The organism is Clostridium sp. UBA7339 (assembly GCF_002470865.1).
GTDB lineage: Bacteria > Bacillota > Clostridia > Clostridiales > Clostridiaceae > Clostridium_J > Clostridium_J sulfidigenes.
Genome location: NZ_DKPI01000014.1, coordinates 450953 through 464594 on the forward strand (window position 1 = coordinate 450953; position 13642 = coordinate 464594).

Sequence of the window (13642 nt, forward strand, 5' to 3'; positions counted from 1 at the left end):
AAAATAAATAAGTAATATATCTATTACTATACTAAATTCTGTTCTATGTTATTTAATATATTCTTACATAGCCATATAATTATAAAAGATATGAACATATTCCATGCAAATGTAATTATTATTGAAATTGTTCCTATATCAAAGATAATTGCTACAATTACAGAACCTATAATTCCTGGTAGTGCAATTATTATCAATGCAAGTATTGTTAAAAACATTAATAAGCCTTTCCCTGTAACTTGTTTGAATATTTTTTGAGACAATACATCTCCTGCTATAAATAACATTCCAAATCCCAATCTTGATATTATACATACTAATATTTCTATAGGTGAAGAACCTAATATGATTCCCGCAATAACAAATAGTATAATTCCATCTACAAAACACTTTATTAAGTTTTCAGAAACTATATATAGAAGTTTTTTAAGTGGACTTTCAGGAATTAAATATACGTAATGCATTTTTAGTTCTCTAACCCAGCGCCCTGCAAAAGTCATAAATAATTGAATATATGTGGCCATAGCAAAGGTAGCCATTATACTTCCTATGTCCTTCATTGTTAATGTAAATATGACCACAACTACTATTTGAATTAAAGTAGTATTGTCTAAAAAGAATTTTCCTGCTCTCCTATTTTCTAACATATGCTTAAAAAAGAATACAGAAGCTCCTCTTCCTTTATTTATTCCAACATTTTTTAATTTTATCTTCTTAGTATCTTTAACTTCTACTATTCGGCCTTCTTTTGCATCTTCCACACGTTTATGCATAGTTTCTGTAGCTTGAAGTACGTCTTCATAATATTCATTTTTACTTTTCATAAGAATAACTATAGTTAATACTACGCCTATAAGTGTTGCTAAAATATACATTAACGCATTAGAGGTTTCGCCTATCAAAATACCATAAATTACTCCTTTTATCCACCCTACAAAAGGAATAAATTCTAGATAACTTACATTTATCCCATTAACTATAGCTCCTATACCTCTTCCACCTTCTTTTATATTAAATAGAATAGAAATTATTAAAGGTAATACTAGGAGATAAATTAAAATCTTTACTGCTTTCTTTTTACCGTCATCTCCGCTAGTAATTGAATAAATAGCCATAGATATGATACTACTTATGAAAACTAACATAAAATATCCTAGGAATATTACTATTACACCTAGCGGATTTACTCCATACCTCTGTTTAAGTACACCAGCTTGAAATAGTATAAAGATGGATATAAATAAAGATGTACCTAACTGTCTTATAAGTCCATATATAAGTACTTTTTTAGATGATATGGGAGAAACAAAGAGTAAGTTTACATCAGACATTTTAAAAAATGTAGCTCCTGATGATAATCCTTGGATAATTTGAGTTGTAAATAAAAACATAAATAGTGCATATATTATTGCTCCTAGCTCCGCAATTGGACTTAAGTTATTTACATCAACATTATTAGAAGTTTTAGCTGAGGTTATAAAAACAAAAACCATTAAAGCTATCAAAATTATATATCCTATTAATTTACCAGGATGATTCTTTAAATCCTTTATTCGATTTTTTAAGGTTGTTCTCCATAGATAAATTATTCCTTTCACTACTGATCACCCTTTCCTTCAGTGATATGAAAGAATAATTCTTCTAATCCTTCATTAGATTTTTCAGCATCTTTTTTTACCCTTGTTGCCGCAATCTTTCCATTCATCATGATATGTGCTACATCCCAGAACTCTTTCACACTATCAATCATATGAGTACTTATTATCATTGCTGCACCTTGATTTTTTAATTCCATTATTAATTCTTTCAATGCTTTAATTCCATGGGGATCAAGACCTACTAAAGGTTCATCAAAAATTATAACCTTAGGTTTTGGAAGTAATGCACAACAAATACTTACCTTCTGCTGCATTCCTTTAGAAAGTTCTTTCCCAAACTTTTGTTTTTTGTCATCTAGTTCAAATATCCTTAACAGTTTTTCAGCATATTCTCTCCAGTCAGTAAGATTATAACCTCGTGCAATAAATTCTAAATGCTCTTCCACTGTTAACATATCATATAGTACAGGTACTTCTGGTATATATCCAATTATTCTTTTAGCTTCTATGGATTTATTATCAAAACCTTCTATGGATATATTTCCTTGAAATCTTAATAGTCCGCATATACATTTAATAATAGTAGATTTTCCAGCACCATTAGGCCCTAAAAGTACTGCTATCTCTCCATCGCCCACTTGAAAACTTATATTATCATTAGCAACAAATTTTCCATATTTCTTCGTGACATTATTTATAACTAACACCGAAATCACCATCCCTTAAAGTTTAACTTAATACTAGATTTTTTACTAAATATAGTTACCCACATTTGCACTTGAGTTTAATTACTAATATTAACATTTTATACAATAACCATTGTAATTACAAGTATAGATGATAAAATGTTAACAATTCATTCTAATACAACTAATAAAGTGGCTTTGTTGAAAATTTCAGTAATAAAATAATAGGTTTTAAAAGCAGAGCTTCTAAAACCTATTATTTTATATTGACATTGTTAAATATGTTACATAACTAGCCACTATTGCCATACTCGCTAATACATAAGGTAACGAACTTGATACCTTATGTATCTCCTTTGCTTGTTCTTTTTTTATCTTTAACATACCATAAGCAACTACAGTACATATAAATCCAAATATTATTAATAAGTATCCTTGGTTCGATGGTTGATAAATAGATCCTTTTATATATAGTATATCAGCTAAAAACAATATGCAAAAATTAAATAAATTACTTCCTACAATGTTTCCTATCATAGCATTAAAATTACCTTTTTTAGCTAAAGATATAGAAGATGTTAATTCTGGAAGAGAAGTTGCAACTCCAAGGAACAATGCCCCCGCCAAGGTAACCCCTAGGTTTAACTCCTTTGCAATCATATCTGTTACTATAGTAATACCTATACTAAACACAATTAATCCTATACTTAATAGTGTAAACCTCACATATATTTGCTTTACTGTAAGATTGCAATTACTTTCTCCACTATCTTCTGGAGATTCATCCCCTGACATAGCCTTAACACCAAAGATATATAATAGCATAATTGCTATAGAGAATATGCTTACACTAAAAAATGAAAATTCTCTTCCAATATAATTAGCAACAAACACTATTACATAAATCACCATTAAAAGTTTCAGTGTATTCCTATGGCTTGATGTTACTACAGAGCTTTTGAATCTCTTAACTCCTACTAAAACTAATACTGCTAAAATAGTTAAGTTAAACACATTACTACCAAGAATATTACCTGAAACCAATTGTACCTCATTCAAAAATATAGTAGATGAAATACTTGTAAATAACTCTGGAAGTGAAGTTACTGCTGCTAACATAACACCTCCAATAAAAGCTCCTGATAAATTTGTTTTTTTATCAAGCTCGTCTACATAATAAGACAATTTAATTGAAAAACCAATTACAAATGCAGCAAAAATTCCATATAAAGCGTATATCATTTTCATTCCTCCTATGTATTTTAACAAAATAAAAGAGACTTATATTCTAATATCAGAATATAAGTCTCGTCTTTTAAGATTAAACCAGAATATTAAATATCCAGTATGTTGACCTAATCCCATGAAGTCATTTAATACTTCCTGCTAACTACTCCCTTAATATATAAATTATTATATTATAACCTGTACAACGTTTTAATCATACCATTTTTTAAATGTTATATCAACTAAAAAATTTTATAAATTACGTAATTAAATTAAAATAAATTAAATTTAACCTTTTATAAATCCTTTATTGAATTAAGTAGTAAATTATATCTTCTAATGAAATGCCATGATAAGATTTTTTAATATTTTCAAACTTTCTTCGTAAATTCCCCTTAATATTTTCAATATATGATATAGTAAAAGGCAAGTATTTAGAAATTTCTTTTACATACTCCTTTGAAAAATAATTTTTGTTCATAACAATAGCAAAGATTATCATTAAAATACAATTATCTTTTATTAATTTTTTCAAATCTTCAATATTTTCCCCTTTAAAACACGTTGCATCATCTAATACATGGATAGTTAGATTAATAAGTTTATTAACAATATTATCTAGATGATATTTTCCTGCTAGTTGAGACATTATAGTCATATGTTTATTCTCATAATCTATCCTTACATCTTGCAAATCATCGCATAATTGAAGCAGAAATCCATACCCATAGGTAAAAATCTCCTCTTCTTTGTTTAAGCTTCCATTTATAAGATAACCATCCACAATAACAGATGCTCCGCCCTTTTCAATAGATATATCTAGCATATCCCTTTCATAGGGGTTACTTATACCTTCTTGCTGAATTAGGCTTTTTACTTGCCCTTCATGAATTAATAATAGACCTTGAAAAACTTTTGGATAATCATTTCTATTAAAAACAGATTCTATATATTCAACTAACTTAAACACTTGCTTTTCATGAGAATTTCTCCCCTCTATCTCTTCACCACATAGTCTTTTATAAAACCTGTTATTAAATTCTTTCTTTTCTTCTATTGATATATCTAAATTATCTAAATAATTGTCAGTATATGGATATAGCATGCTATATCCAAAAGTAGCCATGGTAAATGATATATCCATATCCTTCATCTTTTGAAGAAGACTAACAATCCACACATTTCTCATAGCTTGACCAATATCTTCATAATTCATTTCTTTATCAAAGATCTTACACTGATTTATAAATACCTTAGTGTTTGTAAAAAACTGATCCTTCATTTTTTTATCTATGGTTCCTAGCTTAAATAATTCTTCTCCCAATATCATATTTTCAAGATAAGAGTTACTATTTTTCTTCCATAATTCTCTATTCTCTTCTTCCAAAGGAAACCTTTCAATAATTTTAATAAATTCATCAATAAATTTCTCAAACTTTTTCTCATTTTTCTTCTTCTTAATATATCCATTAGCTTCTAAGGGAATATCTACACATGTAGGCATACTCCACCATATTTCTTTATATAAATTTTTTAAAACCTTAATATTTCCTATATAGCTTTCACCTACATCACTATTTATGATAATCATCTCCTTAGATACCATTTACTTTACAAATACTACACTATAGTGCTTATGATTGTTAAATTTATAATATTCTTTAAATCAATCTCATAAGGACTAATTTTATTATTATATTCATCTTTCACAATTCTTACTACTGGTCTATCTGGGAACCCATTATTTTGACTTACCACATACCCAAATAAATTATTTGATAGATATACAGGACATCCTAATGGATAAACTGCAAATGTATCTTTAAACAACTTAATTATTTCAGGATCAAAACTTGTATATGTCTCTGCTAAAATTAATTCATAAGCTTCTCTAGGGTCAAATTTTTTTCTATAGCATCTATCTGATGTTATGGCCGTAAACACATCACATATAGAAATGATTTTTGCAAATTGTGATATTTCATTATCTTTTAATCCATAAGGATAACCTGTACCATTATACTTTTCATGATGTTCTATTACTCCACCTATTATCTCTTCATTTATTATAGGATTACCAAGTAGTATATCTCTACCGTATAATGGGTGCATCTTAATTTGCTTGAACTCATCTTCAGTTAATTTATCTGGTTTATTTATGATTCTACTAGATATTTTCGTTTTTCCTATATCATGAAATAGAGATGATATGGCTAAATCACGTAATCTTGATTTCGAAAAATTCATATTTACTCCTAGAAAAATTGCCATAATACTAGTATCCACAGAGTGTATGTATGTATAATCATCATATAATTTTACTTCATATAAATTTAGATTTATGTAGTTTTCACTCTGTATATATTCAACTAAATCATCAACCATAGTTAGAGATTTACTTAAAGATTTATTATCATAATTTATTAAGTCACTAAACATATTAGGTATGGTTTGAAGTATATTCTTTTTTAAATTTATAAGTTTACTATCATCTTTTATGTCTTTTAAGTCATCGTCTTGTACATACAGAAAAAAAATCCCTTGCTGTTCAATACTATTTTTTACTTGATCAGTAATTATAATACCTTTTTTTAACAAAGTCTTACCCGAGCCTGTAATAATGTCCTTAGCAAGTATTTCATTTCCCTGCAAATCCTTAAGCAATGTTAATTTCATATAATCCCTCTCCATAAACATAATTATCTGTATTTTATTACTTTATCATATCATATCTATAAATTATATGATACTTTAATTTGATTATTTATACATATACTGTATATTATGAAAATAACTTGATAAACCAATGTTGGTAGAAAAAATTAAGACTATATCATAAATTTTCGATATAGTCTTAATTTCTTTTATATTTAATCATATATTTATCCAATTATAGGGTTATAGGATGTAACCACTACAAATTATAGTGGTTACATCCCTGTGTGAAATTAGTTGGTTTTATCCAAACCACTAAGAGGGACATAAGTAGAAAATTTACATTTATATTGACTAAAGTTTTGGGTTGAAAACTTTAAGTTAATAACTAAAGTAACAATTAAAATATAGTTACTTTATTTGTATATTTTATATAGGAGAAAGCCACGCCTTTGTAGCTTCATAGTTTATTTAAACTGTAAAATAGCTTATATATTCTACAATCCACTTCCTTGTAGATTCTCCTAGCCATATAAATACAATAAAAAAAGATAGATATCATTGATACCTATCTTGGAATATACTAAATTTAAATAAGTGAAAGCTTTTGCAATTTAATTTATAGTTTAAACCTATAAACATAAATACTATATTTTACCTAAACCATCACTGGATAAATCTTTTAACTCTTCCTCAGAAAGTATCAAATTTCATAATCCCATGGCAGGTCTCCTGGCTTGTGAATCATACTTCTTAGCACCTTCCCAAAACAAATTAGTGGCTTTTGCTAAGTCGTCCTCACTTACAGTTACTGGGATAGCTTTGGATTTTCACCAAATTCCCTATTAAGTACTTAGTACACCTATCGGACTCTATATATTAAATTTATTTTTAATCTAATAAGTTTAAAATGTAAGTTGTAGTTATTTTATAAAATTAACTTTCCATTCCCCTTACAATTATTATTCTACTTAACTAGATTAATATTGTCAACCCCACTTTTTTAAATAAATATAGAAATATTTTCACTTATAATTTCATTATATAAATTAATTCATTACATCTCGCTTTTGGAACACTAAGAATGAAGCTATAATTAATATTGTAGCAAACACAATCAATTGAATTGCCCCCATAGTTGAACTTAAAACTATACTATATTCACTTTTAAACATTTCAACATATTGGGAATTTGTAATGAAAGTTGATAAATTCATATAGGGTAATATAGTTTTACCTACCCATCTCATACCTAAGCTTGCCATAATCATTGTAGCAACTGAGCTACCTAAATATGCTACAGTAGTAAGACCAACTGCTAAAGCTGTATTTTTTATAATAGTTGATATTGCAAATACTAAAGCTATTATAAATATTAAGCTAATGCTTGAGAATAAAAGCTTAGGTATAATTGAAATTACAAAGCTTTGCTGAACTATACTTTCTCCACTGAAAGAAATTACTTTTGTAGCAAGTCCTCCAAAACCATTTACAATTCCACTTGATATAATATTTAATATAACTGTAGTTAACAGTACCCCATACCCAATTATAAATACTGATACTAATTTAGAAAATAAAATTTTCCATCTAGATACTGGTCTAATCATAAGCAATCTAACAGTCCCTGTAGAATACTCTGAAGAAACTATACCTCCTCCAATTATTATGCATAGTATAATGGCAACACTAACATACATTAAATAAGTTCTATCTACAGAATTTCTAATATCATTATCAAATTTAACTTGTGGTATATTATTTTCAAGACTATACCAATCAAGAACTATAGCCTGTTCTATAGACTTTGTTTTCTTTTCATAGTCTTTTTTGTACTCCTCATAAGTATATCCTTTTGCTATTTTCTCGCTATTGTATTGTGTAAATTCAGTTTCACTAAGCAGTCTTTCACCATTTTCATCAATCTTATAGGAAATATCCCTAATAGTGTTGTTTTTCCAATTCTTATTGTCATAAGGAATTTTATTATTATATCTATATTCGGTTGCCTTAAGTCTTTTCTCCAAAGCATCAAGCTGAATTTTAGAATTCTCTAGAGATGTAACAAAATTTTTATTATTAGGATTTTTCTTCACTTCATCTTCTGATGTTTTAATAGTTGACTTTAAATTTTTAATTTCCTCCTTAGAAGATTTAATATTCTTATCTAAGTAAACTAAGTAATCATTTTTTATAACAGAATCATATAATTCCTTACTTTCTTTATTTTTAGAAGTTATTATCTTTTGAAGTTCATCCTTGCTCATTCCTAAATATTCATTAAACATATTTACATCAAATTCATGTATATTAAAAAATAATTCTTCACCTGCTAACCCTTCTGAAATTCCTGATAGAATAATAGCCTCTTTTGATTTATTAGAAGCCTCTCCAGCTACTTCATTTCTCCAATCATCCCAAGAAACATTACTATCTATTAGCGTTTGTGATTTTTTAATGTTTTCTTCAAAAATTTTCTTCTGAATGTCTTTATTTTTCTTACTTGAATCAATATTAGTTATTTCTGTTTGTTGCCATTGAATGTCTTGATTATAGCTATTTATATACCACTTTGACTCATCTCTATTCTGTAAAAATTTTAAAGCTACTGGTAACATTATGCTAGCTAAAAGTATTAAAATCACTATTACTTTAACACTAGTTTTTTTATATTGTTTTATCAATTCATTTTTTATTAGTCCACATACTTTACTCATTAAACTCTGCTCCTTTTCTACTATATTACACTATTTGCATTTTTGATCCTGTTGTTACCTTCATAAATTCATCTTCAAGAGTGTTATTAATAGGCTTAATAGTGTAAACTAATATATTCTCCATAATTAAAGCTTTATTAACATTGGCAATTTCATCACGAGAACAAGAAATTAATATTTTATTTTCTTTGAAGTCTACAGTAATCTCTTCAGATATTTTACTATAATCATTCTCTATAATTTTCCTCGCTAAACTATAATTACTTACTTCTAATTCATAGGTTATCAAGCTTTCGATATTTTGCTTTTTAATATCTTTTAATGTTTTAATATCTATAATTTTTCCATTATCTATTATTCCAACTCGATCACACATAAGCTCCATTTCACTAAGTAAGTGACTTGACACTAAAACTGCTAGTCCCTCTTTTTCTGCCAAATGTCTTAGGGTATCACGTAACTCTTTAATTCCCATTGGGTCTAATCCATTAGTAGGTTCATCTAAAATTAAAAGCTTAGGATTGTGTAATAATGCTTGAGCAACACCAAGTCTTTGACGCATTCCAAGAGAATATTTTTTCACTTTATCATTAATACGATTTTCAAGTTTCACTAATTTTATAACTTCATTAATACGTTCTTTAGAAATATTACCATGCATTCTGCCATATATCTCTAAATTTGTACGTCCTGTAAGATATCCATACATCTCTGGATTTTCAATAATCCCCCCTACTTGAGAAAGAGCTTTTTCAAAATTTTTCTTTACATCATTATTGCTAATTAAAATATCTCCTTCATCAATTTTTAAAAGTCCTGTAATCATCTTAATAGTAGTAGTTTTACCTGCACCATTTGGTCCTAAAAATCCAAATATTTCTCCTGAGTTTATTTCAAAACTGACATTGTCAACTATTTTACGATTACCCATAATTTTAGTAACATTTTTTAATTCTAGAACTTTAGACATTTCCTCACCTCATAATCTTTGATGATGTTAGCATACAATACCTTTAATACTTTGAAAATAAGTTTCCTCTAATTGTAAGAAAGATGTAATAATCACTTTAATTTTTCTATCAAAAGTAATAATTTCTTAAGAATTAAATTCTGATATAAGTAACATTTATAAATAACATCCAAATAATTATTTTAAAAGCTTTACTCTTTCAGCCATGATATTTTAACCAAGTTCCATACTTTAATTGACTAATCTTCAAATCTATATCATAGATATAATAAATATTTAACCTTTTAAAAATCCTATTTCATAAAATATTAAAATTCTTTCCTCATAAATCACTTTAAATAAGTTGTCCTCTTGTACTATAATATAGTACAAGAGATATGTAGAAATTATATATTTAAAACATATTTTGATATTTTAATGTTTCAATAACAATTAGTTATAATATATTAAGAGGTGATCAAATGAATTTTTTCAACGAATCCTATGGAATTGACTTATTTTCATTATTTCTTATTCTAGTATCATCTATATTAAATTTATTTTCTATTACTCGTCTTTTAGCGGGAGTTATTTTATTTTATGCATTATACAGAGTTTTCTCAAGAAATGTTGAAAAACGTGAGCAAGAACATAGAAAATTTTGTATGTATGCCAACAGATTTTTAAGTAAATTTAATAAAGCAATTCCTAGCAACCTACCTGTGTTCCATTTTGGTGATTGTGCTCCTATTTTTAGTAATTTCAAAAGATGGTTTAATGAAAAGAAAAATTATAAAATAGTTAAATGTCCAAAGTGTGGACAAAAGCTTAGATTACCTAGAGGTAAAGGGAAAATTACTGTTACTTGTAAGCGATGTTTCTATGAGTTTAAAATGAAAAGCTAAAACCTAATACAATTCTACAGACTATCAGTATGAATTATTTACTGGTAGTTTTTTCTTAACATTTAACTTTTTTACATTTATCTTTAATTAAATTTAATTTTCAACAAATATTATTGATTTTCTTTGTAGTTCCATATAATATATAAATAATACGATAAATTATTCGGGAATTTTATTTCCTATAATTCTTGTATTTTAAGAATTATTGTAATTTTTCATAAACTTTTATAATTAAATAAAAAAATTAGATAAGGAGATGAGTTATGGATTTTTTAATTTCTACAAAAGATGTATTAATTAATTTTATGAATTTTTTAACTGACAAGGTTAACACTGTTAACACCTTTATGTGGTCTTACGTACTTATTGTTTTACTTATTGGAGTAGGAATCTACTTCTCATTTAGAACAAAGTTTGTTCAATTTAGATTTTTCAAAGAAATGTTTAGACTTTTAATGCCTAATGATCAAGATAATAAAGATGGAGTTTCATCCTTCCAAGCCTTTTGTATAAGTACAGCTTCTAGAGTTGGTACTGGTAATATTGCAGGTGTTGCCATGGCTGTGGCAGCTGGTGGTCCTGGTGCAGTATTTTGGATGTGGCTTATTGCTTTAATTGGAGGTGCTTCAAGCTTTGTAGAAAGTACCCTTGCTCAAATTTATAAAACTAAAGACAAGGATGGAAACTTTTTAGGGGGACCTGCCTACTACATTGAAAGAGGGCTAGGTAAGCGCTGGCTTGGTACAATTTTTGCCATCTTAACTACTTTATGCTTTGGACTAGTATTTAATGCAGCTCAATCTAATACAACAACTTTAGCCTTTACAAATGCCTTTGGTATTAATCCTGTAATAATGGGTATACTTTTATCAGTTTTAACAGCCCTAGTAATCTTTGGTGGGGTTAAGAGAATTGCCAAGGTTTCAGAGGTTATAGTTCCAATCTTTGCAACTGCTTATATTTTAGTTGCAATTATAGTTATAGTCCTTAACTTCAAAACTATTCCTAGTATATTTGTATTAATATTTGAACACGCTTTTGGTATAAAACAATTTGCAGCTGGTGGCATTGGATTCACAATAATGCAAGGTATTAAAAGAGGACTGTTCTCTAATGAAGCCGGTATGGGTAGCGCACCTAATGCAGCAGCTACAGCAACAGTTTCTCACCCTGTAAAGCAAGGCCTTACTCAAACCCTAGGTGTTTTTACTGATACAATAGTAATCTGTTCATGTACAGCCTTCATTGTGTTAATTTCCGGTAATTATTCAGGCACTACTTTAACGGGTATTGAACTTACTCAAAGTGCACTTAGTTCACAAATTGGAGTCGTTATTGGAACTTATTTCTTGGCTATATGTACTTTCTTGTTTGCTTTTAGCTCTATAGTAGGTAACTATTACTACGGACAAACTAACATTGAGTTCATAAGTAATAATAAAGGGATACTTAATATATTTAGATCCTTTGTCGTTCTTACTGTATTTATTGGTTCCCAAGCTTCTATAGACTTGGTATGGAATCTAGCAGATTTATTCATGGCTTTCATGGCAGTTATAAATCTAATAGCTATATTATTCCTTGGAAAATATGCATTTGCTGCTCTTGATGACTACTCTCGTCAGAAAAAAGCTGGCAAAGACCCTATTTTTAAGTCATCAACAATTCCAGGGCTTAAAAATACTGAGGCTTGGAATGATAACAATGATATAGCTGACGAAGAAATAGGTTAATATAAATTTAAGACTCAATTAACTGTTTAATAGTTAATTGGGTCTTTTGGTTTAAATCTAACAATTAATATGTACTTTAATTATAAAAAATTAAAACCTTGATATTCTTTTAAGGGAATTTAAAAGAATATCAAGGTACATTTCTATATGTTATTTAAAACTTGGAACTCTTCTTGTCTTTTCAGCTGTTTTTAATACACTATATAAAACTATAGTTTCTATAGGTAACAGAATAAGACTTTTAACTATACGTACTGAGTAAGCTACAAATATTCCTTTTCCATACATAATGGATAACCATATTGGTGTAAGTACTAGGTTTATTACAATCATTATTACTAATCTAGTAATAAAAATTCGCTTTATACTTACAGGCTTTTTATATAATATTAAACCTGTTATAAAACCACCTAGGAATTCATTGAAAGTAAATCCAATGAAAAACGGACCATTAGGGCGTATCATATACTTAATTACATCTGTAACTACTCCTACAAATCCAGTGGCAACAGGTCCATAAAACAAAGCACTTATTCCTACTGCAATAAAGGAAAATCCAATCTTAAGAATAGGGCTTAATTGAATAGATAATGATCCAAGAATAATGTTAATGGCTGCAATTAACGCTAGTCCAGTTAATGATGAAGTCTTTTTTAAATGTGCTGAGGACTCCTTTAATAAACTCAGCATGTCATCTTTTTTTTCTGAAAAAATCATAAAAAAACCTCCTTTTTATAATAGCTACATAAAAAAGGAGAATTCCTATTAATATGTAGCAGTGGGAATCGAAGTAAGTACCGCAAGTTTCCTTTTCGTCTGGTGACAATTCCCTGTTCACCCAGCACTTAACGCACGAACTTCTAATCTGCCTCATAATCATAGTATATCATACTTAAATTCTTTTTCACATATTTTTTTAAATTATATATACAAATATACAAATATTATCCACACAAATATATAAATATAGATTTAATTACTGAACCTAAATAAAGCCGAGATTAACTCTCGGCACTTTTGTTCTCATAGGCTATTAAAACTATTTTACTATTTTCATCCTTTGACATACTTTGTTCAAGATCAGTTAACCTTCTTCTTTCTTCATCTGTTACATTTGCAAATTTATATTCATTGAATGATTGCATAATATCACCTCCTGTTCAGATAGTATT

The 13642-nt window shown here is 27.9% G+C and carries 11 protein-coding genes and 2 riboswitches; of the genes, 2 read left to right on the top strand and 9 right to left on the bottom strand.

Annotated features, from left to right (window positions below; genetic code table 11):
• Nucleotides 1-26 precede the first annotated feature (26 nt).
• From B2S02_RS16410 to B2S02_RS16440, 7 genes are all read right to left on the bottom strand, one after another.
• Nucleotides 27-1598: a putative ABC exporter domain-containing protein gene (locus tag B2S02_RS16410; protein ID WP_346847521.1), complete on the bottom strand. Its 1572-nt coding sequence runs from the start codon at nucleotides 1596-1598 to the stop codon at nucleotides 27-29.
• Nucleotides 1598-2305: an ABC transporter ATP-binding protein gene (locus B2S02_RS16415; RefSeq protein ID WP_346847522.1), complete on the bottom strand. Its 708-nt coding sequence runs from the start codon at nucleotides 2303-2305 to the stop codon at nucleotides 1598-1600. Before B2S02_RS16415 ends, B2S02_RS16410 begins: the two co-directional genes overlap by 1 nt.
• Nucleotides 2306-2545: 240 nt before the next feature.
• A complete protein-coding gene (locus B2S02_RS16420) occupies nucleotides 2546-3526 on the bottom strand; it encodes a cation transporter (RefSeq protein WP_346847523.1) in 981 nt (326 codons plus the stop codon).
• 292 nt (nucleotides 3527-3818) lie between these two features.
• Nucleotides 3819-5117 carry a hypothetical protein gene (locus tag B2S02_RS16425; protein WP_346878237.1) on the bottom strand — a complete coding sequence of 433 codons (1299 nt, stop codon included), beginning with the start codon at nucleotides 5115-5117 and terminating at the stop codon, nucleotides 3819-3821.
• 14 nt (nucleotides 5118-5131) lie between these two features.
• Entirely contained in the window at nucleotides 5132-6187 is a 1056-nt protein-coding gene (locus B2S02_RS16430) for an HD-GYP domain-containing protein (RefSeq protein ID WP_346876571.1), read from the bottom strand.
• Between the two features lie 684 nt (nucleotides 6188-6871).
• A riboswitch (cobalamin riboswitch) is annotated at nucleotides 6872-7048 on the bottom strand.
• A gap of 167 nt (nucleotides 7049-7215) precedes the next feature.
• Complete coding sequence (locus B2S02_RS16435) at nucleotides 7216-8883, bottom strand: ABC transporter permease subunit (RefSeq protein WP_346847526.1); 1668 nt, start codon at nucleotides 8881-8883, stop codon at nucleotides 7216-7218.
• Between the two features lie 25 nt (nucleotides 8884-8908).
• Nucleotides 8909-9853: an ABC transporter ATP-binding protein gene (locus tag B2S02_RS16440; RefSeq protein ID WP_346847527.1), complete on the bottom strand. Its 945-nt coding sequence runs from the start codon at nucleotides 9851-9853 to the stop codon at nucleotides 8909-8911.
• A 461-nt stretch (nucleotides 9854-10314) separates the two neighbouring features.
• Between B2S02_RS16440 and B2S02_RS16445 the strand changes: the two genes are divergently transcribed.
• Together B2S02_RS16445 and B2S02_RS16450 are read left to right on the top strand one after the other, a co-directional pair.
• On the top strand, nucleotides 10315-10737 hold the full coding sequence (locus tag B2S02_RS16445; protein ID WP_346878236.1) for a hypothetical protein: 423 nt from the start codon (nucleotides 10315-10317) through the stop codon (nucleotides 10735-10737).
• 305 nt (nucleotides 10738-11042) lie between these two features.
• Nucleotides 11043-12470 carry an alanine/glycine:cation symporter family protein gene (locus tag B2S02_RS16450; RefSeq protein ID WP_346879680.1) on the top strand — a complete coding sequence of 476 codons (1428 nt, stop codon included), beginning with the start codon at nucleotides 11043-11045 and terminating at the stop codon, nucleotides 12468-12470.
• A gap of 150 nt (nucleotides 12471-12620) precedes the next feature.
• Here the strand turns inward: B2S02_RS16450 and B2S02_RS16455 are convergent, their stop codons facing one another.
• Together B2S02_RS16455 and B2S02_RS16460 are read right to left on the bottom strand one after the other, a co-directional pair.
• The gene (locus tag B2S02_RS16455; protein ID WP_035133778.1) at nucleotides 12621-13187 is read right to left on the bottom strand and encodes a folate family ECF transporter S component; all 567 of its coding nucleotides are present in this window, start codon (nucleotides 13185-13187) and stop codon (nucleotides 12621-12623) included.
• A gap of 57 nt (nucleotides 13188-13244) precedes the next feature.
• Nucleotides 13245-13340, bottom strand: a riboswitch (THF riboswitch).
• 131 nt (nucleotides 13341-13471) lie between these two features.
• Nucleotides 13472-13615 carry a hypothetical protein gene (locus B2S02_RS16460; RefSeq protein ID WP_156964350.1) on the bottom strand — a complete coding sequence of 48 codons (144 nt, stop codon included), beginning with the start codon at nucleotides 13613-13615 and terminating at the stop codon, nucleotides 13472-13474.
• Between the last annotated feature and the right edge of the window lie 27 nt (nucleotides 13616-13642).